The following is a 25,748-nucleotide window of genomic DNA, read 5'->3' on the forward strand; positions in this document are numbered from 1 at the left end:
GAGGCGAGGCGACGACGATGCGGACACGCGACCGGGACGGCATGTCCGTGGACGTCCACCACGGCGCCCTGGACGAAGGCCACTTCGCCTCCCGGCGACCCGACACCCGCATCGCGCGGTTCGTCGCCGAGGCCCTCGACGGCGCGGGCCGGGTCCTCACCGTCGGCGCCGACGCCGAGGAGCTGCCCTTCGCCGACGGCGAGTTCGACGGGGCGATGACCCTCTTCGACGTCCACGAGTGGAGCGACACGGCCGCCGGCCTGCGCGAGATGCGCCGCGTCACCCGGGGCCCGGTGGTGGTGCTGACCCGCGACCCGAAGCTGGTCCGCGACTTCTGGCTGGGCGCGTACGCCCCCGAGGTCCTCGACGTCGAGGCGCGCCGCCACCCGCCCGTCGAGGAGGTGGCCGCGGCCCTCGGCGGCACGGCCACCGTACTGAGCGTGCCGATCCCCCTGGACTGCACCGACGACTTCGACGAGGCCTACTACGGCCGCCCCGAACTCCTCCTGGACCCCGCCGCCCGCCGGGCCGGTTCGGCCTGGAGCTTCGTCGACGACGGCGTCCGCGAACGCTTCGACGCGAGCCTGCGCCGCGACCTCGCCTCCGGCGCCTGGGACGCCCGCTTCGGCCGGCTGCGCACGCGGCCCTCGTACGACGGCTCCCTCGTCCTGGTCCGGTCCACGCTCCCCGGGTGACGTTCAGCGGCGGACGCGGGGCATGCCCAGGCCGATCCAGGAGATGATCTCGCGCTGGATCTCGTTGTTGCCGCCGCCGAAGGTGAAGATCACCGCGCTGCGGTAGCCGCGTTCGAGTTCGCCGTGCAGGACCGCGCCCGCCGAACCGTCCTTCAGGGAACCGGCCGAGCCGACCACCTCCATCAGCCAGGCGTACGCGTCCCTGCGCGCCTCGGAGCCGTAGACCTTGACGGCGGAGGCGTCCTGCGGCGTGAGCGTGCCGGACTGGACGGCGTTGACCATCTGCCAGTTGAGCAGCTTCATCGCGTCGAGGCGGGCGTGCGTGCGGGCCAGGCGGCCGCGCACCCACGGCAGGTCGATCACCCGGCGGCCGTCGGCGAGCTTGGTGCGCGCGGCCCAGCGCTGGACGTCGTGCAGGGCGCGGATCGCCATCGTGCCGTGGGCGGCGAGGGTGACCCGCTCGTGGTTCAACTGGTTGGTGATCAGGCGCCAGCCCTTGTTCTCTTGGCCGACGCGACGGCTCGCGGGGACCCGGATGTCCTCGTAGTGGCTGGCCGTGGTGTCGTGCGAGGCGAGGGTGTTGATGAGGGTGCAGGAGTAGCCCGGGTCGGAGGTCGGCACCAGGAGCATGGTGATGCCCTTGTGCGCGGGGGCGTCGGGATCGGTGCGCACGGCGAGCCACACCCAGTCGGCGGTGTCGCCGTTGGTGGTCCAGATCTTCTGGCCGTTGACGACGTAGGTGCCGTCCTCCTCGCCGCCCTCGCGCACGGCCTTGCACTTGAGCGCGGCCAGGTCGGTGCCGGCGTCGGGCTCGCTGTAGCCGATCGCGAAGTCGATCTCCCCGGAGAGGATCCGGGGGAGGAAGTACGCCTTCTGTTCCTCGGTGCCGAACTGCATGATGGTCGGTCCGACGGTGTTCAGCGCCATCAGCGGGAGCGGGACGACGGCCTGCGCGGCCTCGTCGAAGAAGATGAACTGGTCCATGGGCGACATCCCGCGCCCGCCGTACTCCACGGGCCAGCCGACGCCGAGCCAGCCGTCGGCGCCGAGGCGGCGGATGGTCTCCCGGTAGAAGCGCTTCTGCGCCGCCGGGTCCTCGTAGCGGGCGTAGACGTCCTCCGGGACCAGCTCGGCGAAATAGGCGCGCAGTTCGGCGCGCAACTGCTGCTGCTCAGGCGTGTATTCGAGGTGCACGGCCCCTCCGAAGGTGTCGCGGTCCGGCCCGGTCGCCGGCGTGGCGGCGGTCAGAGTAGAACGCGTTGCAAAAATCCGGAAGGGCGTGCGCACGGTCGGACGCCGTCCCTAGTCGCTCCGCTCCAGGGCGGTGATCATGGCCGCGGCGGTGCTCGCCATGGCCGTCCGGGCGGCCGTGAGGTACGGGCGGGGGTCCGCCGGGGTGAGGTGGGCGCGGATCGCGTCGGTCATCGCCACGTTGAGCGCCGTACCGATGTTGACCTTCCGGATGCCGCCCGCCACGGCGGCCGCGAGCTCCGCGTCCGGCAGCCCCGAGGAACCGTGCAACACCAGCGGCACGTCCACGGACTTGGCCAGGCGGGCCAGGAGCGCGTGGTCGAGGGCGGCCGTCCGGCTGGTCATCGCGTGACTGCTCCCGACGGCCACGGCCAGGGCGTCCACCCCGGAGTCGGCGACGAACCGGCGCGCCTCGTCGGGATCGGTCCGGGCCCCCGGAGCGTGCGGGTCCAGGGGCGCCTCGCCGTTCTTCCCGCCGACCTCGCCGAGCTCCGCCTCGATCCACAGGCCGTTGACGTGGGCCCAGTCGGCGGCGGAGCGGGTGGCCTCCAGGTTCTCGGCGTAGGGCAGGTGCGCGGCGTCGTACATGACGGAACCGAAGCCGGCGTCGACGGCACGCCGCAACAGGTCGGGGCTCTTGACGTGGTCCAGGTGCAGTCCCACGGGGACCCCCGCGGCCTCGGCGCAGGCGGCGGCCGCCCGCGCGATGGGCAGCACGGCGCCGCCCCTGAACCGCACCGCGTTCTCGCTGAGTTGCAGGATCACCGGCAGGCCCACCCGCTCGGCCCCCTCGACCACGGCCTCGGCGTGCTCCAGGGTGATGATGTTGAAGGCGGCGACCGCCCGGCCGCCCGCGGCGGCTTCGGCGACCAGGGTTCCGGCGGAGGCCAGGCTCATCGGACCGCCTCCTCGGCGGCGGCGAGGCCGGCGGCGTGACCGGCGGCGTGACCGGCGGTGTGACCGGGCGTCAGGATCACCGAACGGGTGAGGTTGCGGGGCGCGTCCGGATCCAGCCGCCGGTGCGCGGCGACCGCGACGGCGAACCGGTGCACCCGGACCAGCTCGGCGAGCGGGTCGAGCGCGCCGGCCACCCACGCGGCCCCGGTGCCGAGGACCTGCTCGGCGATCCCGTCCGGCGCCGCGTCGAGCGACCACGTCACCGAGCCGGGCCCGGTGACGCTGACCGGTCCGTGCCGGTACTCCATGGCCGGGTACGACTCGGCCCAGGACAGGGAGGCCTCGCGCATCTTGAGGGCGGCCTCGTGCGCCAAACCGACGCTCCAACCCCGCCCGAGGAAGGTGAACTGGCTCAGGCCCTCCGGCGCGAGCGGCAGCGGCTCGGCCAGCGCGGTCCGCGCGTCGGCCACCACCGCCGGGGTGTGCGCGCCCACGTGGGCGCGCAGCAGGGTGAGGGCGGTGGTCGCGAAACGGGTCTGGACGACGGACTCCTCGTCGGCGAAGTCCAGCACCACCAGGTCGTCGGCGAGACCCGTCACGGGCGTGTCCGGGTCCCCGATGACCGCGGTGGTCGGGGTGCCGGCCTCCCGCAGCGCCGCCAGCAGGTCGAGGACCTCGGTCGTGGTCCCGGACCGGGTCAGCGCCACCACCCGGTCGTAGCGGCGGCGGTGCGGGAACTCCGAGGCGGGGAAGGCGTCCGTCTCGCCGTGGCCGGCGTCCTCCCGCAACGCCGCGGCCGCCTGGGCCATGTAGTACGAGGTCCCGCAACCGACGATCGCGGTCCGCTCCCCCGGCTCCGGCAACACCGCCCGGCGGGCCGGGGCCAGTTCGGCGGCCCGTTCCCAGCTCTCGGGCTGCGTGGACAACTCGTACGCGACGTGACTCATGCGGGCTCCCTGCGCGTTGGGTGCGTAAGCGTGTGAGCGTGTGTGGCAGTACATCCCTACGGCGTGCGTGTTCCTGCAAGGTAGCGGGCGGTTTCGCGCAACTTCAAGCATCTACGGGTCGACGCCCTGGGTTAGTCTCGACGCCAGGGCCTCGGACGTGCCCGCAACACGCACGGGAGGGGTGCCATGACCCGCAAGGAACGCTGGCAGAGACTGCTGGACCTGCTGGTGGAGCGGGGCGGGCTGGAGGTGGAGGCGGCGGCGGCGTCCCTCGGCGTGTCCGCCGCGACGATCCGCCGCGACCTCGACCAACTCGCCGAGCAGCAGCTCCTGGTGCGCACGCGCGGTGGGGCGGCCCCGCACGGCGTGTCCTACGAACTCCCCCTGCGCTACCGCACGTCCCGCCGGGCCGCCGAGAAGCACCGCATCAGTGAGGCCGTCGCGGCCCTGATCGCCCCGGGCGAGGTGATCGGCCTGACCGGGGGCACCACCACCACGGAGGTCGCCCGCGCCCTGGCCGCCCGACCGGACCTCGCGACGGGCTCCCCCGCCCTGACCGTCGTCACCAACGCCCTCAACATCGCGGGGGAACTGGTGATCCGGCCCCAGTTCAAGATCGTCCTGTCGGGCGGGGTCGCCCGCCCGCAGTCCTACGAACTCACCGGCCCGCTGGCCCAGGAGACGCTGGGCCGGCTCACCGTGGACACGGCCGTGGTCGGCGTCGACGCCTTCGACCCGGAGGACGGCGCGGCGACCCGCCACGAGGACGAGGCCGCCGTGAACAGCCTCCTGTGCGCGCGGGCCCGCCGCGTGGTCGTCGCGGCCGACTCCACCAAGCTCGGCATCCGCGCCTTCGCCCGCATCTGCCCCACCTCGACGGTGCACACCCTGGTGACGGACACCGGCCTCTCGGCCCCCTTGGCGGCGGGGTTCGAGGCGGCGGGGGTGGAAGTGATCCGGGTCTGAGGGGCGGGGCGGGGTGGGGGGCTACCCCGGCCGGGCGGGTCGGGGTCGGGGGTGGGGGTGGGGCAAGGCGGTACTCCCCGGGGCGGTATCGGGGAGGTGCTGGGGGTTTCCCGTCAGTCTCATCGTCTCTCCGGGGCGGGCCGGGCCCTCAAGGGCGCTCACTTCGTTCGCGTCACTGCGTGATGGCCTTCGGCCACCCTTGACCGCCCGTCCCGCCCCGGACATACGAAGACTGTCGGGAAACCCCCGAAAGAACGGCCACGGGGCAGGAGCAGGGACGCCCCCGCATCAACGACCCTCGACCCCCCGGGCGAGGAGGCCAGGCAGGTATCCCCCCTTCACAGCCCCTTTCGGCACCAAGCCGATGGCCTACCCGCACGAAAAGTCGACGAGACCGTCCCCGGGAACACCCAAGCGCGACAGATCGCTACGCGCTCCTCAATTCTCGGCGTCCGCCGGCCGTCTTGGGTCGCTGTCCGCCATCTCTTCGCGTCTGTTCGTCCTCTCGTGTAGGCGGCAACGCCGGCCGACCGTCGGACGCCGAGACGTCGGGAGCACGTAGCGATCCGATGCGCGCAACCGCTTCCCGGACCTCTGTGATCGTCCTGGAGTGCAGATATCGACCCCAGACGGCCGGCGGACGCCGAGACCAGAGGAGCGCGTAGCGATCCGGCGCGCTCAGGTGCTCCGCAGGACGGTCTCGTCGACTTTTCGTGCAGGTAGGCCGTGGGCTCGGTCCCGAAAGGGGCTGTGAGTGCCCGGATGCCCGGTGGGCCCGTGGGATGGCCCCTCGCTGGTCACTGACACGGCCGCCCTCCCCCTTCCCTGCCCCGTGACCGTTCTTTCGGGGGTTTCCCGACAGTCTTCGTATGTCCGGGGCGGGACGGGCGGTCAAGGGTGGCCGAAGGCCATCACGCAGTGACGCGAACGAAGTGAGCGCCCTTGAGGGCCCGGCCCGCACCGGAGAGACGATGAGACTGACGGGAAACCCCCAGCCCGTTCCCGACACCGCCCCGGGGAGTACCGCCTTGCCCCACCCCCGCCCCGCCCCTCAATGCCCCGGGACCCGCTCCGCCTCCGTCACCAGCGCCGACAGGACCGGGGCGATCAGCGGGTGGGACGCTGCCCCGCGGCGCGTGGCGGCGAAGACGCGGCGGGTCGCGGCCGGGCCCGTGACCGGGCGGACCGTGACCTCCTTGAGGTCCATGCCCCGCAGGGCCGAGCGCGGGACCAGGGCCACCCCCGCCCCCGCTCCGACCAGGGCCGTCACGGCCCGGAAGTCGTCGGAGGAGTGCGCGAAGCGGGGCTGGAAGCCCGCCAGTTCGCAGGCCAGGAGGGTCACGTCGTGGCACGGGTTGCCCGGGTACTGGCCCACCCAGTCGGAGTCGGAGAGGTCCGCCAGCGCCACCGCCGGGAGGTCGGCGAGGCGGTGTGCGGAGGGCAGGACCGCGTCGAAGGGCTCCGCGTAGAGCGGCAGGACCGACAGGCGGGCGTCGTCGGCGCCCGGACCGCCTCGGTACTCGACGGCGAGCGCGACGTCCGCCTCCCCGTCCAGCAGCATCGGCAGGCTCTGGTCGCCCTCCGCGTCGCGGACCCGCAGCCGGATGCCCGGGTGCTCCACGGCGAGGCGGGCGATGGCAGGGGCCAGCACCTCGGCGATGCCGGTGGCGAAGGCGGCGACGGTGACCTCGCCGGCCGTTCCGCCCGCGTACGCCGCGAGTTCCGCCTCGGCGCGCTCCAGTTGGGCCAGTACCTCGTGGGCGTGGCCCAGCAGGATCTCACCGGCCGCGGTGAGTCGTACGCCCCGGCCGCTGCGGGTGAGCAGGGCGTGGCCGGTCTCCTGTTCCAGAGCGGCGAGCTGCTGGGAGACGGCGGACGGGGTGAGGTACAGGGCTGCGGCCGCGGCGGTCACCGTACGGTGGTCCGCCACGGCCCGCAGGATGCGCAGCCGGCGGGGGTCGATCACCCCTCCATTGTCTCAGCCTGCGGATGTTCCCAGCGCCGCGCGGGCGTCGACGAAGGCGGCGACGGCGCGCTCGACGTCGGCGGTGGAGTGTGCGGCCGAGAGCTGGACGCGGATGCGTGCCGCGCCCATGGGGACGACGGGGTACGAGAAGCCGATCACGTACACGCCGCGTTCCAGGAGCAGCTCGGCCATGCGGGCGGCCTCGGCGGCGTCGCCGATCATGACGGGGGCGATGGCGTGGTCGCCGGGCAGGATCTCGAAGCCGGCCTCGGTCATCTTGGTGCGGAACAGCTTGGTGTTCTCGGCGAGGCGGTCGCGCAGGTCGCCGGCGGACTCCAGGAGGTCGAGGACCTTGAGGGAGGCGGCGGCGATGACGGGGGCGAGGGAGTTGGAGAAGAGGTACGGGCGGGAGCGCTGGCGCAGCAGGGCGACGATCTCGGCGCGGGCGGCGACGTAGCCGCCGGAGGCTCCGCCGAGGGCCTTGCCGAGGGTGCCGGTGATGATGTCGACGCGGTCCATGACGCCGTGCAGTTCGGGGGTGCCGCGGCCGCCGGGGCCGACGAAGCCGACGGCGTGGGAGTCGTCGACCATGACCATGGCGTCGTAGCGGTCGGCGAGGTCGCAGATCTCGGTGAGGGGGGCGACGTAGCCGTCCATGGAGAAGACGCCGTCGGTGACGATGAGCTTGCGGCGGGCGCCGCCGTCGGTGGCCTCCTTGAGGCGGGCCTCCAGCTCGGCCATGTCGCGGTTCGCGTAGCGGAAGCGGCGGGCCTTCGACAGGCGGATGCCGTCGATGATCGAGGCGTGGTTGAGGGCGTCGGAGATCACCGCGTCCTCGGCGCCGAGGAGGGTCTCGAAGACGCCGCCGTTGGCGTCGAAGCAGGAGGAGTAGAGGATCGTGTCCTCCTGGCCGAGGAAGGAGGACAGGCGGGCCTCCAGTTCCTTGTGGACCTCCTGGGTGCCGCAGATGAAGCGGACGGAGGCCATGCCGTAGCCCCAGCGGTCCAGGGCTTCCTTGGCGGCGGTGACGACCTCGGGGTGGTCGGCGAGTCCGAGGTAGTTGTTGGCGCAGAAGTTGAGGACCTCGCCGGGGGCGCCGCCCGCGGTGACGGCGACGGCGGCGTTCTGCGGGGTGCCGATGACGCGCTCGGGCTTGTGCAGGCCCGCGGCGCGGATCTCGTCGAGGGTGGTGCGGAGGTCTTCGCGTACGGACTCGAACATGGGCTTCGGCGTCTCCTTGTGCGGCGGAAGAGGAAGGGGGCCGGGCCCCGCGGAGGGGGGAGGGTGTGCGGGGCCCGGCCGGGGGGAGATGGTCTGTCGGTCCTTGCCGGACCTGTCGGATCCGGGGCGGTTACGCCGTCCAGTCCAGGATGATCTTGCCGCTGCGGGCGGTGGCGGCCTCGTCGAAGGCGGCCTCGAAGTCGCGGTGGGAGTAGCGGCCGGTGATGACCGGGGACAGGTCGAGCCCGCCTTCCAGGAGCACCGTCATCGCGTACCAGGTCTCGAACATCTCGCGGCCGTAGATGCCCTTGATGGTGATCATCGAGGTGACGACCTTCGCCCAGTCGACGGGGAACTCCTGGGCGGGCAGGCCCAGCATGGCGATGCGGCCGCCGTGCGTCATGTTGTCGATCATGTCGCGCATGGCCTCGGCGCGGCCGGACATCTCCAGGCCGACGTCGAAGCCCTCGCGCAGGCCGAGGCGGGCCTGCGCGTCGGCGATGGAGGTCTCGGCGACGTTGACCGCGAGGGTGGCGCCGGCCTTGCGGGCGATCTCCAGGCGCTCGGGGCTGACGTCGGTGATGACCACGTTGCGCGCGCCGGCGTGCTTGGCGACGGCGGCGGCCATGATGCCGATCGGGCCGGCGCCGGTGATCAGCACGTCCTCGCCGACGAGCGGGAAGGACAGCGCGGTGTGCACGGCGTTGCCGAAGGGGTCGAAGATGGCGGCGACGTCGAGGTTGACGGCCGTGCGGTGCACCCAGACGTTCTGCGCGGGCAGGACGACGTACTCGGCGAAGGCGCCGTCGCGGCCCACGCCGAGGCCGATGGTGCTGCGGCACAGGTGGCGGCGGCCGGCGAGGCAGTTGCGGCACTTGCCGCACACGAGGTGACCCTCACCGCTGACCAGGGCGCCGACCTCGATGTCCTGGACGTCCGTGCCGACCGCGGCGACCTCCCCGACGAACTCGTGGCCGAGGACGAGGGGGGTCTTGACGGCTCCCTGGGCCCATCCGTCCCACGAACGGATGTGCAGGTCGGTGCCGCAGATGCCGGTGCGCAGCACCTTGATCAGCACGTCGCCGGCGCCGTACTCGGGCTCGGGGACGTCCATGAGCCACAGCCCGGGCTCGGCCTTGTGCTTGACGAGTGCCTTCATGGCGGTGGCTCCAGGCGTGCGGGAGGGAGGCGTCGCGCGCGGGGGCGCGCGACGTGGTGTGTCGGGCACCAATCTGCCGAGCGGCAGGGTGATCGGTCCATCGAGACTTTCTTAAGCGGGTCGACAGCCCAGCTTCACGCCTATGCTCCTCAGGTGACGGGGCAGGGGCCTGCGGGCGGAGGCCCGGGGGCGGGTAAAAGGGGAGGTGAGGGGCGTGCCGAGTCTGCGCAGCAGGGCGCTTTCGGCCGCGCTGACGGCGGCGGGGCGGCGAAGACGGTTCGCCACGGCGGAGGCGGTACGGGCCCGGGTGGCCGAGTCCGCGCGGCGGCCGGCGTCGCATCTGCCGCCGCGGTCGTTGGGACGGGTCGCGGAGGTGTCGAGGACCTTCGTCGGGGCCTGGCCGGTGTACGACGCGGCGCCGCGCGGGCAGGAGCCGGTGGCGCGGGTGTTGTACGTGCACGGTGGCGCGTACATCAACGAGTTGGTGCGCCCGCACTGGTCGTTGATCCGGACGTTGGTGACGCGGGCCCGTGCCCGGGTGGTGGTGCCGGCGTACGTGCTGGCGCCGCGCGGGACGGCGGATCGTACGGTTCCGGTGGCGGCGGACCTGTTGAGCGGGTTGATCGAGAGCGGGGGCGCCGGCGGAACGGTGCTGATCGGTGATTCGGCGGGCGCCGGGTTGGCGCTGGCGGCCGCGCAGCGGTTGCGGGAGCGTACGGGGGCCCAGCCCTCGCGGATCGTGCTGATCTCCCCGTGGCTGGACGTGAGCATGACCCATCCGGGGCAGGCGGAGATCGAGCCCGCGGATCCGATGCTGGCCCGGCCGGGTCTGGCCGAGGCGGGTCGTCTGTACGCGGGCACGCTGGACGTGGCCGATCCCCGGGTGAGCCCGTTGCACGGTTCCTTCGCGGGCTTGGCCCCGTTGACCGTCTTCACGGGTACGCGTGACGTGCTGAGCACCGACAGCCGGGAGCTGTTGCTGCGGGCGCGGGCGGCGGGGGCCCAGGTGGAGTGGCACGAGGCGGCGGGGTTGCCGCACGCCTACCCGCTGATGCCGGTGCCGGAGGGGCGCGCGGCGCGGGAGCGGATCGTGGAGCTGATCGGGGAGACCGCGGACGACCAGTGACGGGCGCCGCCGCTTCGGGGCGGCCCCCCGGGTCACCGGTCCCGGTGTCCGCGCCCGCCCTGCCCGGCCCGCCCTGCCCGCCCGGCCCCGTCGTGGCACGCGCGCGGTCACGGCCGGGTCAGGCCGTACAGGTCATCAGCGTGCTGACCGGCCAGGCGCGGTACGCCGTCCAGTACGCCTCGTCACGGTGCGCGTCCGCCGGCGGGGTGCGGCTGGGCTGCCATCCGACGGTGCTGAAGCCCGCGTCGACGGCGGCTTCGGCGAAGTCGGCGTGCGCCCATTCGCGGTACTCGAAGTGGACCGGGGGCTCGGTGAGGAACTGGGCCCTCAGCAGGGGCGCGTCACCCTCCGGTACCCGGTCGAGGATCCGCATCCCGTACGGCGACCAGTCCACGTGCGGGTAGGCGCCGGGGTTGCGGACCAACGACAGCAGGCGTCCGCCGGGGCGCAGGTTCGCCCGGATCCCCCGGAACATGGCGTGCAGGGAGTCCCGGTCGGGGGCGTGGCTGAACAGGTACACGGCGGTGGCCAGGTCGAACGGGCCCAGCTGGGGCATGGCCGCGGCGTCGGCGACGACGTACTCGACGGAGGTGGTGCCGGCGGCGGCCGTGGCGCGGCCGTGTCGTTCGCGGGCCCGGCGGACGCGGTCGGGGCAGCTGTCGACGCCGACGGTGCGGCGGGCCCCGCCGTCGGCGAGGAAGGCGGCGGTGGCGCCGTGCCCGCAGGCCACGTCCAGGGTGTCGAGGTCACGGACCCCGCCGAGGGCGTCGAGGGCGGTGCGCAGGGTGTAGGCGTCGGCCGCGGTGAAGGCCGCCCGGGGCGCGGGGTGCGTGGACGTGTCGTGCTGCTGTCGCATGCCGGAAGCCTCCCCGGCACGGGACGGCGGGAGGACCGGGCGGGCGGTGCGTCCCCCGCACGGGGGAGGCGTTCGGGTCAGCGCGTACGGCGTACGGCGTACGACGTACGGGGCGCGGGCGGCGGGGGCCGGGGAGCGGCGGCCGGGGTGCGGTGGGCGACCCGGCCGGGGCATGCTGACTGTGTGACGGCGAGACCGGACGGCGGCGGCCCGGAGTCCGATGCCACGGCCCGGGTGTCGGCCCGCGCGGCGGTACGCGCCGTGGAGGCCGTCGGCGGCTACGCGGGCGGGGTGTACCTGCGCAGCGGCACCCGGGGGCTGCTGCTGATGGCGTCGATCACGGGGCTGCCGGACACGTTGTTCCGGCCGTGGTGGCGGATGCACGTGAACCGCCCCTACCCGGTCGCGGAGGCGTACCGGTCGGGCCAGGCGGTGCACCTGCCCGACGGCGAGGCGGCGATGCGGCGGTTCCCGCAGCTGATGGCCGGTCTGCCCTTCCCGTTCGGGTCGCTGTACGAGCCGGTGACGGCCGGGTCGGAGCGGTTCGGGGTGCTGCTGGTGCTGCGCGCGGCCACGCCGGGCGTGGCGGTCGACGCCGCCGATCGGGAACGGATGCGGGCGGCCGCCGACGAGCTGGCCGGGGAGTTGGCGGCGCTGGCGGCCGTCGGGGAGCCGGTGTCCTGGGACCGGGATCCGGTGTCGGTGCCCCTGACCGCGCCGGCCGGTGACGCGGTGGAGGCGGTGGACCGGCTGGAGGAGGTGGTGCTGTCGCTGGACCGGCAGGGCCGGATCGGCTTCGTCAACGCCGCCGCCGAGGAGCTGCTCGGGGTGGGCGCGGACGCCTTGCGGGGGCGGGTGCTGTGGGAGGCGCTGCCCTGGCTGGGGCATCCGGGGTACGAGGACCACTTCCGGGGCGTGTACCTGTCCACGGAGCCCGTGCACTTCACCGCCCGCAGGGACGCGCCGCCGGACGGCCGGGGCGCGCGCGACGGGGACGGCCGGGGCGCGCGCGACGGGCGGGACTGGGTGTCCGTCGGCCTGTACCCGGGGCCGGCCGGGCTGACGGTCACGCTCGGGCCGGCCGAGAGACCGGCGTACGTGCCCGAGTCGGTGGGGCGTCCCGGCGCGGGGCTCGGATCGCCCGCCGACCGGGCGTCGGCCCTGTACCGGCCGGTGGCGTTGGCCATCGCGCTGACGGAGGCGGTCACCGCGCGCCAGGTGTCGGCGGTGGTCACCGAGGAGCTGTTGCCGGCCTTCGGGGGACGTCAGCTGGCGATCTACCTGCTCGACGAGCGCCACCTGCACCTGGCCTGGGAGACGGGCTTCCCCCAGGGCTTCCTGAACCGCTTCGACGGGGTGGCGCTGGACGTGCGGCTGCCGGGCGTGGAGACGCTGACGACGGGGCGGCCGATCTTCTTCGAGTCGATGCAGCACCTGGCCGCCGCCTATCCGGGGATCCCGTTGGACGCCGACGTCGGCGCCCGCGCCTTCCTGCCGTTGATCGCCTCCGGTCGGCCGGTGGGGTCGTGCATCCTCGGCTTCGACCAACCGCGCGGCTTCAGCCCGGAGGAGCGTACGGTGCTCACCGCGCTGGCCGGGCTGATCGCGCAGGCGTTGGCCCGGGCCCGGCGCTACGACAGCGAGGCGGCGTTGGCCCGGGGGCTCCAGGCGGCGTTGTTGCCGCACCGGCTGCCGGTGTCGCGGGACGTGGCGACCGTCGGCCGGTACCTGCCCGGGACGGTGGGCATGGACGTGGGCGGCGACTGGTACGACGTGATCGCGACGCCCGCCGGGCCGCTGGCGCTGGTCATCGGGGACGTCCAGGGGCACGGGGTGGCCGCCGCCGCGACGATGGGTCAACTGCGCAGCGCCGTACGGGCCTTCGCGCTGACCGGCCTGACGCCCGACCAGGTCATGGGGGGTACGAACCGGCTGCTGATCGACCTGGACCCGGGCCAGTTCGCCAGTTGCTGTTACGTCCTGCTCGACCCGGTCACGGGCCGCGCCCTGGCCGTACGGGCCGGGCATCCGCAGCCGTTGTTGCGTCACGTCGACGGGCGGACCGAGGTGCTGGACCTGCCGGGCGGGGTGGTGCTCGGGGTGGACCCGGGGGCGCGGTATCCGGTGACGGAGCTGTGGCCGGAGCCGGGAGAGGTGCTCGCGCTGTACACCGACGGGCTGGTGGAGAGCCCGCACGCCGACATCGACGAGGGGGTCGAGCGGGTGCGGGCGGTGCTGTCCGAGGCACGGCCGTCCCCGCTGACGGAGACCGCCGACCGGCTGATCGCGGAGGCGGTCGCCATCACGGACCGGCCGGACGACATCGCCCTGCTGCTGGCGTCACGCACGCCGCCGGCCCCGTAGCCGCAGGGGCGGCGGGGCGGGCGGGGGCGGGGGCGACGGCGGGCGGGGCCGGTCAGGGCACGGGCGGGGCGGGCGGTCGGGGCCGGCGGGGCGGTCAGGCGGAGAGGGACGCGCCGCTGAGGACGAGGGCGGTGTTGACGAGGCCGATGTGGCTGAAGGCCTGCGGGAAGTTGCCCAGTTGGCGGCCGGCGACGGGGTCGTACTCCTCCGCGAGCAGGCCCACGTCGCTGCGTACCGCCAGCAGCTTCTCGAACAGGTCCCGCGCCTCCTTCTCCCGCCCGGTCAGGTGGAGGGCGTCCGCCAGCCAGAACGAGCAGGCCAGGAAGGCGCCCTCGTCCCCCGGCAGGCCGTCCACGGAGGCGCCTTCGGTGCTGTAGCGGCGGACGAGCCCGCTGCTGCCGAGTTCCGCCCGGACGGCGTCGACCGTGCCGATCACGCGGGGATCGTCGGGCGGCAGGAAACCGACCCTGGGGATCAGCAGGGTGGCCGCGTCCAGTTCGCGCGAGCCGTAGTACTGGGTGAAGGTGCCGCGCTCGCGGTCGTAGGCGTTCTCGCAGACCTCTCGGTGGACGGCGTCCCGCATGGTGCGCCAGCGCTCCACTTCCCCCGGCATGGACGGGTCGCGCTCCAGGGTGCGCACGGCGCGGTCGGCGGCGACCCAGGCCATCACCTTGGAGTGGGTGAAGTGGCGGCGGGGCCCGCGCACCTCCCACAGGCCCTCGTCGGGCCGGTGCCAGTTGCGTTCCAGGAAGTCGAGGAGGGCCAGCTGGATCCGCCAGGAGTGCAGCTCGGTCGGCAGCCCGTTGGTGCGGGCCAGGAAGAGGGAGTCGAGCACCTCCCCGTACACGTCGAGCTGGAGCTGGTCGACGGCCGCGTTGCCGATGCGTACGGGTGCGGAGCCGGCGTACCCGCGCAGCCAGGGCAGGTCGGTCTCGGGGATCCGGCGCTCGCCGGCGATCCCGTACATGATCTGGAGGTCGGCCGGGTCGCCGGCGACGGCGCGCAGGAGCCAGCGCCGCCAGGCGTGGGCCTCCTCCAGGTAGCCGGTGGCGAGGAGCGCGTCCAGGGTCAGGGTGGAGTCGCGCAGCCAGCAGTAGCGGTAGTCCCAGTTGCGGACGCCGCCGATCTCCTCGGGGAGCGAGGTGGTGGCGGCGGCGCAGATCCCGCCGGTGGGGGCGTAGGTGAGGGCCTTGAGGGTGATGAGGGAGCGGATCACGGCTTCCCGGTAGGGGCCGTCGTAGCGGCACCGTCCGCTCCACTCGCGCCAGTCGGCGAGGCTCTGCTCCAGCGCCTCGAACGGGTCGCAGGGCTCGGGGCGCGGCTCGTGGGAGGGGTGCCAGGTCAGGATGAACGCCACCCTCTCCCCGGGGCCGACGGTGAACTCCGAGCGGGTGCTGTTGCCCACGCCCCACGTGCGGACGCTCGGCACGCTGCGCAGCCACGCGGAGTCGGGCCCGGCGACGGCCACCCGGTCCCCGTCGCTGCGCCGGACCCAGGGGACGACGTGGCCGTAGTCGAAGCGCAGGCGCAACGTGCTGCGGACGGCGACCTGCCCGGAGATCCCCTCGACGACGCGCACGACGTCGGGCGCTTCGTCGCGTTGCGGCATGAAGTCGATGACCTTGAAGGCTCCGTCCTCGGTCTCCCAGTGGGACTCCAGGACGAGGGTGTCGTCGACGTAGGCGCGGCTCGTGCAGTGGCCCCCGTCGGGGCTGCCGACGGGGGCGATGCGCCAGTGGCCGTTCTCCTTGTCGCCGAGGAGCGAGGCGAAGCAGGCGGCCGAGTCGAAGCGGGGCAGGCACAGCCAGTCGATGGACCCGTCACGACCGACCAGGGCGCTGGTCATGAGGTCGCCGATGAGTGCGTAGTCTTCGATCGGCTGGGTGATATGCGTCATTCATCCGCTGTTCCCCCAATTTCCCGGCATCAATCAGGGCGCGGGGAGAGGGGGTGCGAGAAGGCGCGGATGCCCTCGCGCGACGGTTCGAAACCGGCTTCGAAACCGGCTTCGGAACAGGTGACGCAACCGGGCTCGGAACCGGCTTCGGAACCGGTACGCCGCCGCCCCGCGCGGGATCCCGTGTGCGGAGGGGATCCCTGGCGGGGCGGTCGGGCCGGGTGGGGTGGGGTGGGGTGGGGTCAGTTGCGGATCAGGAGGGTGAGCGCCGCCACGACGACGCCGAGGGCGAGGGCCTGGGCACCGAGGGCGAGGCGGTGGTCGCGCAGGGCCGGGACGGGCAGGAAGCGGTCGGCGGCGAGGCGGCCCGGACCGGAGAGGGTGAGGGCGGCGGCGCCGACGGTCAGCAGGAGTTCGTACTCGATGCCGGCGGGGGCGAAGAAGGAGCCCGCCCCGTGCACGGCGATGGCGTTGATCATCGTGCCGACGACCGCCGCGCCGGCGAGCGGCGTGAGGAGTCCGGCCGCGAGGCCGAGCCCGCCCAGGGTCTCCGTGAGTCCGGCGACGACGGCGAAGGTCTCGCCGGCCGGGTATCCGCTGGCCGTGAAGAACTGGCCCGTTCCGCCGATCCCGCCGCCGCCGAACCAGCCGAAGAGCTTCTGCGAGCCGTGGGCGGCCATGGTCAGGCCGAGGACGAGGCGCAGGAGCAGCAGGCCGGCGTCGTGCGCGGCCAGGGTGGTGAGGGGGGAGCCGGTGGCCGGGGTGGTGGCCGGAGCCTTCGTCTGTGTGGCGGAGGCGCTGGTCATGAGGGGGGTTCCTTCCGGTCGGCGCGGCCCGAGGGGACTGTTCAAATTCGAACCGCTCGCCACGACCCTAGCCATTCATTCAAATTCGAACAACCCCGTGTACCCTGGACGCCATGGGTGACACGAGATGGCTGGACGACCGCGAGATGCGGGCATGGAGCGGGTTTCTGGCCGCCTCCTCCCTGGTGAACCGGCGTGTCGACCAACAGCTCAAGGACGACTCCGGACTCTCGCACCCCCAGTACGAAATCCTCGTCAGGCTGGCCGCCGCGCCCGACAACGAGCTGCGGATGACCGAGCTGGCCAACGGGCTGGTGAACTCCAAGAGCGGGCTGACCTACCAGGTCACCCAGATGGAGAAGGCCGGGCTCGTCCGGCGCCGCAGCTGCCCCTCCGACGTGCGCGGCGTCTTCGCCGTCCTCACCGACGCCGGCCGCGCGCGGCTGGAGGAGGCCGCGCCCGGGCACGTGGCCGTCGTCCGGGAGATCCTCGTCGACGTGCTCACCCCGGAGCAGCTGGACGTCCTGGCCGCCGGTCTGGGCGAGGTCAGCCGCCGACTGCGGGATCAGGGCGCGTGACGGGGTAGAAACCCTTCATGGACGGAACGGTCTGGCTGATCATCATCGCGGTCCTCGCCCTCGCGGCGGCCGCGGCGGCGGCGGTGCTGCTGGTGCGGGTGTTCGCGGCGCGCAGGCTGCTGCTGGACGCGGGGATCCCGCTGCGCGACAAGGCCCTGTTCTGGGTGGCGGTCGCCTACACCGTGTCCCCCGTGGACCTGGTACCGGATCCCGTGTACCTGGACGACATCGGCGTCCTGCTGCTCGCGCTGCGATCCCTGCAGGCCGCGGCCACGGCCGCGACGGGGCGCGGCCTCGACCGGGGCGCGGACCGGGGCGCGGGTCCGTCCGCGGGTCCGTCCGCGGACCGGATCGCGTGACGGGCTCCCTTCCGGAGTGACGGCGGGGCTGCCGCCCGGGCGGCCCCGTTACACGAGTTACAGGCCGGCGAGCCCAGGCGCTGGGTGTACCGGCGGACGTGTCGGCGGGCGGTGGCAGCATGGGCGCATGGCTCATGACGATCTTGATGTGTTGTTCTCCTCCCCCGCCGCCCTGCTGACCGCCGGGCCCACCCGGGCGCGCGGGGAGGTCGCGCTCGCCGGTGGCGTCGGCCGCGAGGTGTTCTCCCAGGCCGAGGCCGTGTTCGGGCGGACGGGCGCGGAGCGCGCCGAGTTCGCCTCGCGGCTGCACTTCGCCGCGAAGGTGCTCGGGCGCGACGAGTACGCCGCCGCCGTGGAGGCGGCCGAGCCCGGCCTGCCGTGGCGGACGGTGTGGGCCTGGTGGCGCCCGGTGGGCGCACACCGGGCCGAGCCGAACCTCAGCGGGGACCGGAGCGCGGAGGTGCACGACCACGTGTCGGATCCGGCGGCGCGGCCACTGCTGAAGGTGTGGTCGCTGTGGACACCGGACCGCTGGTTCGACCTGGACACCGGCGCTCCCTGCGAGGCCCCCGCCGAGGGCTCCTACGCGGAACGCGCGGACGAGGCCGACGAAGAGGGGCCGATCCTCTTCGAGGGCGAGGAGGAGGCCTGGGCGTCGTGCTGCCCGGAGGCGTGGGAGGAGCCCGTGCCGCTGGGCGGCGGCCGGTTCCTGCTCGTCGAGGCGCGGGGGGTGTTCGTCGCCGAGCGCAACCCGACGCCGGCGGCCGGATCCCGCCCCGCCGACGACGCGGACACGGATGCGGACGCGGAGGGCGAGGCCGGCAAGGGCTCCGGGGGCGATCCGTGGTTCGTGGCGCCGGACCCGGCCGTGGCCGCCCTGGACGCGGCCCGCGTGGACGAGGTGTTCGGCGCGCGACACGTGCGGCGGACAGCCGACTCCGCGCTCCCGCGGGCCCTGACCCACGCGCCCACCCGCGCGTTGCTTACACGTGTGGGCCTGCCGGTCCACTGGGGGGCGGGGGTGACCTCCTTCGCCCTGGCCTACGACGACGCCGGTCCCCGTGAGGACGCTTCGTACGGGGCCGGCCTGCTGCACCTGGGCGACTTCGACCTCGGGTACGCCGACACGGGCCGGGTGCTGCTGCGACCGGATACGGGCGAGCTCGTCATGTCCCGGCAGGAGGGGCCGACGTTCCGCCTCGCCCGCGACGCGGAGACCTTCGTCCGCCTGCTGGAGTCCGTACGGCGGCACATGGGCTCGTGCTGGGACCCGTATCCGGGCGAGGACGGGCACGGCCACTTCCTGCGCGAGGTCACTGCCCTGGAGCCGGCCTCCGTCGCTCCCGAGGGGCCCGCGCGGGAGTTGTGGGAGCACGTGTTCGCCTCGATCACCGAGATCGGCGTCGACGGCTACTGAGTCCCGGCGCGGAAGCCGGAGCCGGACCCGGAGCCGGAGCCGTCGCGGCGGCTTCGGGTCCGGCTTCAGGTCCGGTTTCGGGTCCGGTTTCGACTCAGCGGTGTTGATCCACCAGGATCGGGTTGCCGTCCGGGTCGAGGACCAGGAAGCTGCCCGGGCCCGAAGGGGTGGACGGGTCGACCTCGGTGACGAACTCGACGCCCTGCTCCTTCAGTTCCCGCTGGAGCTCCCGCACGTCGGTGAAGGACGCGAGCGGCTGGGCGGCGCTGTCCCAGCCGGGGTTGAAGGTGAGCATGTTCTTCTCGAACATGCCCTGGAACAGGCCGATGACGTGGTCGCCGTTCTTGAGGATCAGCCAGTTGTCCGCGGGGTCCCCACCCAGGGCGACGAATCCGAGTTTCGCGTAGAACCGCCGGGACGCCTCGATGTCGCGCACGGTGAGACTGAGGGAGAACGCGCCGAGTTCCATGCCTGCTCCGTTCGCCGGCCACGCGGGGACGCCCGGTGCGGAAACACGAGTAACGCACCGACCGGACCAGTCTCCGCGCCGCCTCCGCGTTCTGCCACCCGACGGCCGCGCCCTCGCCTACCGTCGGCGGGGACGAAGCCCTCGCACCAGCGCACCGGGAGACCGCCGTGACCGAGAAGACGAAGATGCTGATCAACACCCCGGAGACCGTGGTCGCCGACGCCCTGCGCGGCATGGCCGCCGCCCACCCCGACCTGGACGTGGACGTGGCGGCCCGGATCGTCGTCCGGCGCGACGCCCGCTCCGGCGGTCGCGTCGGCGTCGTGTCCGGGGGCGGTTCGGGGCACGAGCCGCTGCACGCCGGGTTCGTGGGCCACGGCATGCTGTCGGCGGCCTGCGCCGGCGAGGTGTTCACCTCGCCCGTGCCCGACCAGATGCTGAAGGCGGCGACCGCCGTCGACGCGGGCCGGGGGGTGCTGTTCGTCGTCAAGAACTACACCGGCGACGTGCTGAACTTCGACATGGCCGCAGAACTGGCCGAGGACGAGGGCCTGCGGATCGAACAGGTGCTCGTCGACGACGACGTGGCCGTCGCCGACAGCCTCTACACGGCAGGGCGGCGCGGCACCGGCGCCACGTTGTTCGTGGAGAAGATCGCCGGGGCGGCCGCCGAGGAGGGCGCGCCGCTGGAGCACGTCTCGGCACTCGCCCGACAGGTGGTGGAGTCCTCGCGGAGCTTCGGCGTGGCGCTCGCCCCCTGCACCACCCCCGCGAAGGGCACGCCGACCTTCGACCTCCCGGCCGGCGAAATGGAGTTGGGGGTGGGCATCCACGGCGAGCCGGGACGCGAGCGCCGGCCCATGATGACCTCCCGCGAGATCGCGGAGGCGGCGGTTGCGGCCGTGCTCGACGACCTCGCGCAGTCGGGCCCGGCGGCGGGGCCGGTGCTGGCCCTGGTGAACGGGATGGGTGCGACCCCGCTCCTGGAGCTGTACGGGTTCCACGCGGAGGTGGCGCGGATCCTGGCCGAACGGGGCGTTCCGGTGGCCCGGGCCCTCGTCGGGAACTACGTCACCTCGCTCGACATGGCGGGCTGTTCGGTGAGCCTGTGCCGGGTCGACGACGAGCTGCTGCGTCTGTGGGACGCCCCGGTGCAGACCGCCGCGCTGCGCTGGGGCAGGTGACACGTTTGTCCACCGTAGGGTGGTCGCGGGACGGCCGACGGTGCGAGGCGAGGAGATCCGGTGCGTGACGCAGACTTCTTCCGGGACTGGATGGACGCCGCGACCGCGGCCGTGGAACGGGACGCCGACCGGCTGACCGAGCTCGACTCCCCCATCGGCGACGCCGACCACGGGAGCAACCTGCTGCGCGGATTCGTCGCCGTACGGGCGGCCCTGGCTGCCGCGGACCTCGCGGCCACCCCGCCCGGCAAGGTCCTCCAGCTCGCCGGCCGGACCCTGATCTCCACGGTCGGCGGCGCCTCGGGCCCCCTCTACGGGACGCTGCTGCGCCGCGCCGGCAAGGAACTCGGGGACGCCCCCGAGGTCTCCGACGAGCAGCTGCGCGCGGCCCTGGACGCGGGGGTGGAGGCGGTGGCCCGCCTGGGCGGCGCGGCGCCCGGCGACAAGACCATGCTGGACGCGCTGCTGCCCGCGGTGACGGCGCCGGCTGGCTCCTCGTACGGCGCCGCCGCGGACGCGGCCGAGGAGGGCGCGCTGGCGACCGTTCCGCTGGTCGCCCGTAAAGGTCGCGCGAGTTACCTCGGGGAGCGCAGCGTCGGGCACCAGGATCCCGGGGCGACGTCGTCCGCGTTGTTGCTGCGGGCGCTCGCGGACGTGGCCGACCGCGCGGACGGGGCCGGGGCGTGAGCGCGGCGGCCGGGCCCGGCGCCGAGGCGCGGGCGGTGGGCATCGTGCTGGTGTCCCACAGCGCGGAGGTCGCCCGGTCCGTGGCGAAGCTGGCCCGGGGGTTGGCGGCCGGGGGCGCCGTGGCTCCGGTGGCCCCGGCGGGCGGCGGGCCCGACGGCGGGCTGGGCACGAACGCGGAGGAGATCCTGACGGCCGTGGCGGCGGTGGACCGGGGCGCCGGTGTGGCGCTGCTCGCGGACCTGGGCAGTTCGGTGTTGACGGTGAAGGCGCTGCTGGAGGACGGGGACCTGCCGGCGGGGTGCCGGCTGGTGGACGCGCCGTTCCTGGAGGGGGCGGTGGCGGCGGTGGTCGCCGCGTCGGCGGGCGCCGACCTGGAGGCGGTCGCGGCGGCGGCCGGGGAGGCGTACGCCTACCGCAAGGCCTGACGGCGCTCCCCGAAGGGAACCCGCCCCCGGCCCCCGCGCGCGATACGCGCGGGGGTCGGGAGGGTTCCGTCGGGGCGTCAGCCGCGCCCGCGCAGGGTCTCGATCTCGCGGCGTTCCCGCTTGGTCGGCCGGCCCGCGCCCCTGTCGCGGATGCCGACCACGCCCGCCTCGACGACGGTGGGGGGCGGCGGGCTGTTGTCGACGTAACACTCGACGGCCACGGGCGCGCCGACCCGCTTGGTCACCGGGCGCCGGACCACGACGATCCGTTCCCGACCCGCGTGGAAGAGGCGCACCTCGTCGCCCGCCCGTACCGGTTGCGCGGGCTTGGCCCGATCGCCGTTGACCTTCACGTGGCCCGCCCGGCAAGCGGTCGCGGCCACGGAACGGGTCTTCGTGAGGCGGACGGACCAGATCCACGCGTCCACGCGTGCGGTTCCGGCCTCCGTCGCCGCCTTCTGCGTCTCTGCTTCTGCCATGCCAGGACCCTACCGATTCGGCGCGCTCGCAGCGGAACGGATTTTGGCGGATGACACAAGTCGCATGGCATCTGCAATGGAGATGCTCCCAAACGAATTGCAAATGCCGGATCAGTGCCCCTACCTTGTCGCACATGCAGTCCTACACCATCGGACAGGCGGCGCGTCTGCTGGGCGTCAGCCCGGACACGGCACGCCGCTGGGCCGACGCCGGCCGGGTCGCGACCCATCGCGACGAGGGCGGCCGTCGCCTGATCAACGGCCGCGATCTGGCCGCCTTCTCCGTCGAGGTGGGCCAAGGCGCCCACACCGAGGACGGAGAGCCCTACACCTCCGCGCGCAACGCCTTCCCCGGCATCGTCACGGCCGTCAAGCTCGGCGACGTCGCCGCCCAGGTCGAGATCCAGGCCGGTCCGCACCGGCTGGTCTCCCTGCTCACCCGCGAGGCCGTCGAGGAACTCGGCCTGGAGGTCGGCATGCAGGCCACCGCCCGCGTGAAGTCGACCAGCGTGCACATCGACCGCACCTGACCCCGGCTCGCGACCGACGGCCCGACCGACGGCCCGACCGACCGATCGCCGCCGACGCCACCGACCGCGCCGAGGCCCGACCGGCCCCCCGGCCGGCCCGGCCCCGCCCCGCCCGTACCCCGGGCGCCCCGGGCAACCACCACACGTACCGCTCGTACCGCTCGCCCCCACCCGCTCCGCCCGTCACCGGCGCGGGTCACCACCGCGCGGTCGGCACCCGCCGACCGCCGACCCGACCGAGGAGCACCCACCATGTCCATCTCCCCGAACCGCCGCCGCGCGGCAGCCGCCGTCCTCACCGCCGCGCTGCTCGTCCCGCTGTCGGCCTGCGGCAACGACGACGCCAAGAAGGACGGGGCCGCCGCCTCCCCCTCCGCCGCGAACTCCTCCTCGGCCTCCGCCGAGCCCAAGGCCGCCAACCTCACCGTCCTGGCCGCCTCCTCCCTCACCGACGTGTTCAAGACGGCCGGCGCCGCGTACGAGAAGGCCCACCCCGGCACGAAGGTCACCTTCTCCTTCGCCGGTTCGCAGGAGCTCGCCGCCCAGGTCAAGCAGGGCGCCCCCGCCGACGCGCTGGTCACCGCCGACACCAAGACCATGGACGGCCTCAAGGGCGAGACCAACGACGCCACGGTCATCGCGAAGAACCGCCTCGTGATCGCCGCCGGCAAGGACAACCCGTTCAAGATCGACGAGCTGAAGGACCTCGCCGACTCCAAGATCAAGGTCGTCCTGGCGGCGCCCGAGGTCCCGGTCGGCCGCTACAGCAAGCAGATCCTCGACGCCCAGAAGATCGAGGTGAAGCCGGTCTCGCAGGAGCCGAACGTCCGCGCCGTCCTGTCCAAGGTCGAGCTCGGCGAGGCCGACGCCGGCCTCGTCTACAAGACCGACTCCGCCAAGTCCGGCGACAAGGTCGTCACGGTCGACATCCCGGACGACCAGAACGCCGTCGCCTCCTACCCGGCCGCCACGCTCAAGCAGTCCAAGAACGCCGACGCCGCCGCCACGTTCGTGGCCTGGCTGAGCACCCCCGAGGCCCAGAAGATCCTTCAGGACGCCGGTTTCCAGAAGGCGTAGGCACGCCCGAAGGGCCCGTGGCTCGACGCGCAGGGGGACCGCCCGGTCCGGGGGGACGGGCGGTCCCCTTCCGCGCGTACGAGGTCCGGGACGGTACGCCGCCCCGCGCGGGCTCCCACCGCCCCGTACGCTCCGGTGCCGGGGCACCCGTACCGCGCACACGCCCGGACACCGCCCCGGACCGGGCCCACCCGAACGCCTCCCCGCCACGACCGACTCGCCCGCCACACCCGCCCCGTCCGCCCGCCCGCCCGCCCGCCCCGACGACACCGGCAGCCCCGGCCAGGAACCCTCATGAGCAGACCCCGCACCCGCACCCGGCCCCCCGTGACCCTGGCGCTGCCCGCGCTGCTCGCCGTCGGGTTCCTGCTGCTGCCCCTCATCGGCATCCTCACCCGCACCCAGTGGAGCGAACTGGGCGCGCACCTGACCAGCCCAGGCGTCGTCGAGGCCCTGAAGCTCTCACTGGTGGTCTCCCTCTGGGCGCTCGGCCTGTCCCTCCTCCTCGGCGTACCGCTGGCCTGGCTGCTGGCACGTGTCGACTTCAAGGGCAAGGCCCTCGTCCGCTCGCTGGTGCTGCTGCCGATGGTGCTGCCGCCGACCGTGGGCGGTGTCGCGCTGCTGCTGGGCTTCGGACGGCGAGGGCTGCTCGGGCCGTGGCTGGAGGACACCTTCGGCCTCACCCTGCCCTTCCACACCTCCGGGGCGGTGGTGGCGGCCACGTTCGTGGCGATGCCGTTCCTCGTGATCAGCCTGGAGGGTGCCCTCGGCGGCCTCAAACAGAGCTACGAGGAGACCGCCGCCTCCCTCGGCGCCTCGCCGGTCCGCGTGTTCTTCACAGTGACGCTGCCCATGGTGGGCCCCGGCCTCATCGCCGGCGCGGCCCTCACCTGGGCCCGCGCCCTGGGCGAATTCGGCGCGACCATCACCTTCGCCGGCAACCTGCCGGGCACCACCCAGACCCTGCCGCTCCAGGTGTACCTGCTGCTCCAGGACCAGCCCGAGGCCGCGACCTCGGTCTCCCTGCTGCTGCTCGCCATCGCCATGGGCGTCCTCATCGCCCTGCGCGGACGCTGGACCGGAACCCCCGTGGACCGCAGGACGGTCGCGGCGCCCCCCGTGATCGCCGAACCCCCGGTGACGTCGGAGCCCGACGCCGCCTCCCCCGACACCACGCGACGGCCGGCGGCAGGCGCGGACGCCCCGGACCCGAAGGCGTCGGCCGCCCCGAAGGCGTCGAGCGCCCCGGAGGCCGGCCGCTGGCCGCTGCACGCCGAGGTCACCGGCTTCAACGAGCTGACCCTCGACGCCGAACCCGGCACCACCATCGCCGTGGTCGGCGAGAACGGCGCGGGCAAGACCACCCTGCTGCGAGCCCTGCTGGGCCTGACCCCCCGGGCCCACGCCGTGCTCCGGCTCGGCGACACCGAGGTCACCTCCCTGCCCCCGCACAAGCGGCAGGTCGCCTGGGTGCCGCAGGACGGGGCGCTGTTCCCGCACCTCACCGCCCTCGCGAACACCGCGTACGGGTTGCGCGCCCGCCGGGTGGCACGTGCCGACGCCCGCCGCGAGGCGCAGGCCTGGCTGGACCGGCTCGGCGTCGGGCACCTCGCCGGGCGCAAGCCCGGCCAGCTCTCCGGCGGGCAGGCGCAGCGGGTGGCGCTGGCCCGGGCGCTCGCGGCGCGGCCCAGGTTGCTGCTGCTCGACGAGCCGCTGGCCGCCCTCGACCAGACGACCCGGGCGCGGGTGCGGCACACGCTGCGGACGCACCTCGCGGACTTCGGCGGGGTGTGCCTGATCGTCACGCACGACCCCGTGGAGGCGGTGTCGCTGGCGGACCGGGTGCTCGTGCTCGCCGACGGGCGGACGCTCCAGGACGCCCCGCCCGGTGAGGTGACCCGGCATCCGCGTTCGCCGTGGGTGGCACGGATGCTCGGCCGAAACGCCTGGCCGGGCACGGCCTCCGCCGAGGGCCTCGCGCTCACGGGCGGCGGGCGGCTGGTGGTGGCCGAAGCGCTGCCCGAGGGGGCGCCGGCGCTGGCGATCATCTCTCCGGAGGCGGTGTCGGTGCACCGGGAACGGCCGGGCGGCAGCCCTCGCAACGTCTGGCCCGGAACCGTACGGGAGATCACGGCGGTCGGCAGCAGGTTGCGCGTGTTGATCGGCTCCGCGGAGGCCCCCGACCTGGTCGCGGAGATCACCCCGCAGGCCGCCGCCGAACTGGGCGTTGCCGACGGCGCGGCGGTGTGGACGAGCGTGAAGGCCACCGAGGTCACCCTCGTCCGGCTGTAACACGTGTCAGGCGGGCGGAGACCACGGGCGCGCCCCGTGGCCGCCACCGGGAGACGGTCGACCGGTAACACGTGTTAAACGGCGAGGGACCCGGGCGAGA

The 25,748-nt window shown here is 74.0% G+C and carries 24 protein-coding genes; 13 read left to right on the forward strand and 11 right to left on the reverse strand.

The features are described 5' to 3' along the window. Positions 1 to 17: 17 nt before the first annotated feature. Entirely contained in the window at positions 18 to 695 is a 678-nt protein-coding gene (locus ACZ6ZI_RS06845; protein ID WP_469517059.1) for a class I SAM-dependent methyltransferase, read from the forward strand. Positions 696 to 698: 3 nt separating this feature from the next. Here ACZ6ZI_RS06845 and ACZ6ZI_RS06850 read toward each other — a convergent pair whose 3' ends face one another. The 3 genes from ACZ6ZI_RS06850 to ACZ6ZI_RS06860 form a co-directional block, all read right to left on the reverse strand. Further along, positions 699 to 1,889 carry an acyl-CoA dehydrogenase family protein gene (locus ACZ6ZI_RS06850; protein ID WP_469517062.1) on the reverse strand — a complete coding sequence of 397 codons (1,191 nt, stop codon included), beginning with the start codon at positions 1,887 to 1,889 and terminating at the stop codon, positions 699 to 701. A 108-nt stretch (positions 1,890 to 1,997) separates the two neighbouring features. Beyond that, on the reverse strand, positions 1,998 to 2,843 hold the full coding sequence (locus ACZ6ZI_RS06855) for a class II fructose-bisphosphate aldolase (RefSeq protein WP_469517064.1): 846 nt from the start codon (positions 2,841 to 2,843) through the stop codon (positions 1,998 to 2,000). Next, positions 2,840 to 3,790: an SIS domain-containing protein gene (locus ACZ6ZI_RS06860; protein WP_469517067.1), complete on the reverse strand. Its 951-nt coding sequence runs from the start codon at positions 3,788 to 3,790 to the stop codon at positions 2,840 to 2,842. The genes ACZ6ZI_RS06855 and ACZ6ZI_RS06860 overlap by 4 nt, the downstream gene beginning before the upstream one ends. Before the next feature lie 186 nt (positions 3,791 to 3,976). On the opposite strand from ACZ6ZI_RS06860, the gene ACZ6ZI_RS06865 reads away from it, so the two are divergent. Beyond that, positions 3,977 to 4,756, forward strand: a complete 780-nt coding sequence (locus ACZ6ZI_RS06865) for a DeoR/GlpR family DNA-binding transcription regulator (RefSeq protein WP_469517070.1) — start codon at positions 3,977 to 3,979, stop codon at positions 4,754 to 4,756. 1,051 nt (positions 4,757 to 5,807) lie between these two features. On the opposite strand, the gene ACZ6ZI_RS06870 is transcribed toward ACZ6ZI_RS06865, so the two are convergent. From ACZ6ZI_RS06870 to tdh, 3 genes are all read right to left on the reverse strand, one after another. Then, positions 5,808 to 6,722: a LysR family transcriptional regulator gene (locus tag ACZ6ZI_RS06870; protein ID WP_363054168.1), complete on the reverse strand. Its 915-nt coding sequence runs from the start codon at positions 6,720 to 6,722 to the stop codon at positions 5,808 to 5,810. Positions 6,723 to 6,734: 12 nt separating this feature from the next. After that, positions 6,735 to 7,943, reverse strand: a complete 1,209-nt coding sequence (locus tag ACZ6ZI_RS06875; RefSeq protein ID WP_363054169.1) for a glycine C-acetyltransferase — start codon at positions 7,941 to 7,943, stop codon at positions 6,735 to 6,737. Between the two features lie 130 nt (positions 7,944 to 8,073). Continuing rightward, positions 8,074 to 9,102, reverse strand: coding sequence for an L-threonine 3-dehydrogenase (gene tdh, locus ACZ6ZI_RS06880; RefSeq protein WP_363054170.1), 1,029 nt, complete (start codon positions 9,100 to 9,102; stop codon positions 8,074 to 8,076). Positions 9,103 to 9,316: 214 nt separating this feature from the next. On the opposite strand from tdh, the gene ACZ6ZI_RS06885 reads away from it, so the two are divergent. After that, a complete protein-coding gene (locus ACZ6ZI_RS06885) occupies positions 9,317 to 10,228 on the forward strand; it encodes an alpha/beta hydrolase fold domain-containing protein (RefSeq protein WP_469517075.1) in 912 nt (303 codons plus the stop codon). Between the two features lie 118 nt (positions 10,229 to 10,346). Here the strand turns inward: ACZ6ZI_RS06885 and ACZ6ZI_RS06890 are convergent, their stop codons facing one another. Beyond that, positions 10,347 to 11,084 carry a class I SAM-dependent methyltransferase gene (locus ACZ6ZI_RS06890; RefSeq protein WP_469517078.1) on the reverse strand — a complete coding sequence of 246 codons (738 nt, stop codon included), beginning with the start codon at positions 11,082 to 11,084 and terminating at the stop codon, positions 10,347 to 10,349. A gap of 183 nt (positions 11,085 to 11,267) precedes the next feature. On the opposite strand from ACZ6ZI_RS06890, the gene ACZ6ZI_RS06895 reads away from it, so the two are divergent. After that, complete coding sequence (locus ACZ6ZI_RS06895) at positions 11,268 to 13,448, forward strand: PP2C family protein-serine/threonine phosphatase (protein WP_469517081.1); 2,181 nt, start codon at positions 11,268 to 11,270, stop codon at positions 13,446 to 13,448. Between the two features lie 94 nt (positions 13,449 to 13,542). Here the strand turns inward: ACZ6ZI_RS06895 and ACZ6ZI_RS06900 are convergent, their stop codons facing one another. Together ACZ6ZI_RS06900 and ACZ6ZI_RS06905 are read right to left on the reverse strand one after the other, a co-directional pair. Continuing rightward, positions 13,543 to 15,336, reverse strand: a complete 1,794-nt coding sequence (locus ACZ6ZI_RS06900; RefSeq protein WP_469517668.1) for a glycoside hydrolase family 15 protein — start codon at positions 15,334 to 15,336, stop codon at positions 13,543 to 13,545. Between the two features lie 251 nt (positions 15,337 to 15,587). Continuing rightward, the gene (locus tag ACZ6ZI_RS06905) at positions 15,588 to 16,151 is read right to left on the reverse strand and encodes a DoxX family protein (protein ID WP_469517084.1); all 564 of its coding nucleotides are present in this window, start codon (positions 16,149 to 16,151) and stop codon (positions 15,588 to 15,590) included. 113 nt (positions 16,152 to 16,264) lie between these two features. Between ACZ6ZI_RS06905 and ACZ6ZI_RS06910 the strand changes: the two genes are divergently transcribed. From ACZ6ZI_RS06910 to ACZ6ZI_RS06920, 3 genes are all read left to right on the forward strand, one after another. Beyond that, the gene (locus ACZ6ZI_RS06910) at positions 16,265 to 16,729 is read left to right on the forward strand and encodes a MarR family winged helix-turn-helix transcriptional regulator (protein ID WP_469517087.1); all 465 of its coding nucleotides are present in this window, start codon (positions 16,265 to 16,267) and stop codon (positions 16,727 to 16,729) included. 17 nt (positions 16,730 to 16,746) lie between these two features. Further along, positions 16,747 to 17,088, forward strand: a complete 342-nt coding sequence (locus ACZ6ZI_RS06915) for a YkvA family protein (protein ID WP_469517090.1) — start codon at positions 16,747 to 16,749, stop codon at positions 17,086 to 17,088. Positions 17,089 to 17,215: 127 nt separating this feature from the next. Next, positions 17,216 to 18,505, forward strand: coding sequence for an SUKH-4 family immunity protein (locus ACZ6ZI_RS06920; RefSeq protein WP_469517094.1), 1,290 nt, complete (start codon positions 17,216 to 17,218; stop codon positions 18,503 to 18,505). A 94-nt stretch (positions 18,506 to 18,599) separates the two neighbouring features. Here ACZ6ZI_RS06920 and ACZ6ZI_RS06925 read toward each other — a convergent pair whose 3' ends face one another. Continuing rightward, complete coding sequence (locus tag ACZ6ZI_RS06925) at positions 18,600 to 18,974, reverse strand: VOC family protein (protein WP_469517097.1); 375 nt, start codon at positions 18,972 to 18,974, stop codon at positions 18,600 to 18,602. Between the two features lie 185 nt (positions 18,975 to 19,159). Here ACZ6ZI_RS06925 and dhaK point away from each other — a divergent pair, with 185 nt between their 5' ends. The 3 genes from dhaK to ACZ6ZI_RS06940 are packed head-to-tail and all read left to right on the forward strand — an operon-like array spanning position 19,160 to position 21,270. Then, positions 19,160 to 20,158: a dihydroxyacetone kinase subunit DhaK gene (dhaK, locus tag ACZ6ZI_RS06930; protein WP_469517671.1), complete on the forward strand. Its 999-nt coding sequence runs from the start codon at positions 19,160 to 19,162 to the stop codon at positions 20,156 to 20,158. Positions 20,159 to 20,218: 60 nt separating this feature from the next. After that, positions 20,219 to 20,845, forward strand: a complete 627-nt coding sequence (gene dhaL, locus ACZ6ZI_RS06935; RefSeq protein WP_469517100.1) for a dihydroxyacetone kinase subunit DhaL — start codon at positions 20,219 to 20,221, stop codon at positions 20,843 to 20,845. Further along, positions 20,842 to 21,270, forward strand: coding sequence for a PTS sugar transporter subunit IIA domain-containing protein (locus ACZ6ZI_RS06940; RefSeq protein ID WP_469517103.1), 429 nt, complete (start codon positions 20,842 to 20,844; stop codon positions 21,268 to 21,270). The genes dhaL and ACZ6ZI_RS06940 overlap by 4 nt, the downstream gene beginning before the upstream one ends. A gap of 77 nt (positions 21,271 to 21,347) precedes the next feature. Here the strand turns inward: ACZ6ZI_RS06940 and ACZ6ZI_RS06945 are convergent, their stop codons facing one another. Continuing rightward, on the reverse strand, positions 21,348 to 21,749 hold the full coding sequence (locus ACZ6ZI_RS06945; RefSeq protein WP_469517106.1) for an RNA-binding S4 domain-containing protein: 402 nt from the start codon (positions 21,747 to 21,749) through the stop codon (positions 21,348 to 21,350). A 134-nt stretch (positions 21,750 to 21,883) separates the two neighbouring features. Between ACZ6ZI_RS06945 and ACZ6ZI_RS06950 the strand changes: the two genes are divergently transcribed. The 3 genes from ACZ6ZI_RS06950 to ACZ6ZI_RS06960 all read left to right on the forward strand — a co-directional run bounded on the left by ACZ6ZI_RS06950 (position 21,884) and on the right by ACZ6ZI_RS06960 (position 25,648). Then, positions 21,884 to 22,279, forward strand: coding sequence for a TOBE domain-containing protein (locus ACZ6ZI_RS06950; RefSeq protein ID WP_363054182.1), 396 nt, complete (start codon positions 21,884 to 21,886; stop codon positions 22,277 to 22,279). A gap of 252 nt (positions 22,280 to 22,531) precedes the next feature. Continuing rightward, entirely contained in the window at positions 22,532 to 23,356 is an 825-nt protein-coding gene (modA, locus tag ACZ6ZI_RS06955; RefSeq protein WP_363054183.1) for a molybdate ABC transporter substrate-binding protein, read from the forward strand. A 294-nt stretch (positions 23,357 to 23,650) separates the two neighbouring features. Beyond that, positions 23,651 to 25,648, forward strand: coding sequence for an ABC transporter permease (locus ACZ6ZI_RS06960; RefSeq protein ID WP_469517111.1), 1,998 nt, complete (start codon positions 23,651 to 23,653; stop codon positions 25,646 to 25,648). Positions 25,649 to 25,748 lie beyond the last annotated feature (100 nt).

This window comes from Streptomyces sp. NPDC103540 (assembly GCF_055584445.1).

Bases quoted from the DNA above. Each gene is read 5' to 3' on its own strand.
- tdh (WP_363054170.1), bottom strand. From the start codon at position 9,102: ATGAAGGCACTCGTCAAGCACAAGGCCGAGCCCGGGCTGTGGCTCATG.
- ACZ6ZI_RS06920 (WP_469517094.1), top strand. From the start codon at position 17,216: ATGGCTCATGACGATCTTGATGTGTTGTTCTCCTCCCCCGCCGCCCTG.
- ACZ6ZI_RS06945 (WP_469517106.1), bottom strand. From the start codon at position 21,749: ATGGCAGAAGCAGAGACGCAGAAGGCGGCGACGGAGGCCGGAACCGCA.
- ACZ6ZI_RS06925 (WP_469517097.1), bottom strand. From the start codon at position 18,974: ATGGAACTCGGCGCGTTCTCCCTCAGTCTCACCGTGCGCGACATCGAG.
- ACZ6ZI_RS06865 (WP_469517070.1), top strand. From the start codon at position 3,977: ATGACCCGCAAGGAACGCTGGCAGAGACTGCTGGACCTGCTGGTGGAG.
- ACZ6ZI_RS06905 (WP_469517084.1), bottom strand. From the start codon at position 16,151: ATGACCAGCGCCTCCGCCACACAGACGAAGGCTCCGGCCACCACCCCG.
- ACZ6ZI_RS06960 (WP_469517111.1), top strand. From the start codon at position 23,651: ATGAGCAGACCCCGCACCCGCACCCGGCCCCCCGTGACCCTGGCGCTG.
- ACZ6ZI_RS06875 (WP_363054169.1), bottom strand. From the start codon at position 7,943: ATGTTCGAGTCCGTACGCGAAGACCTCCGCACCACCCTCGACGAGATC.
- ACZ6ZI_RS06890 (WP_469517078.1), bottom strand. From the start codon at position 11,084: ATGCGACAGCAGCACGACACGTCCACGCACCCCGCGCCCCGGGCGGCC.
- modA (WP_363054183.1), top strand. From the start codon at position 22,532: ATGTCCATCTCCCCGAACCGCCGCCGCGCGGCAGCCGCCGTCCTCACC.
- ACZ6ZI_RS06915 (WP_469517090.1), top strand. From the start codon at position 16,747: ATGGACGGAACGGTCTGGCTGATCATCATCGCGGTCCTCGCCCTCGCG.
- ACZ6ZI_RS06845 (WP_469517059.1), top strand. From the start codon at position 18: ATGCGGACACGCGACCGGGACGGCATGTCCGTGGACGTCCACCACGGC.
- dhaK (WP_469517671.1), top strand. From the start codon at position 19,160: ATGCTGATCAACACCCCGGAGACCGTGGTCGCCGACGCCCTGCGCGGC.
- ACZ6ZI_RS06950 (WP_363054182.1), top strand. From the start codon at position 21,884: ATGCAGTCCTACACCATCGGACAGGCGGCGCGTCTGCTGGGCGTCAGC.
- ACZ6ZI_RS06910 (WP_469517087.1), top strand. From the start codon at position 16,265: ATGGGTGACACGAGATGGCTGGACGACCGCGAGATGCGGGCATGGAGC.
- ACZ6ZI_RS06860 (WP_469517067.1), bottom strand. From the start codon at position 3,790: ATGAGTCACGTCGCGTACGAGTTGTCCACGCAGCCCGAGAGCTGGGAA.
- ACZ6ZI_RS06855 (WP_469517064.1), bottom strand. From the start codon at position 2,843: ATGAGCCTGGCCTCCGCCGGAACCCTGGTCGCCGAAGCCGCCGCGGGC.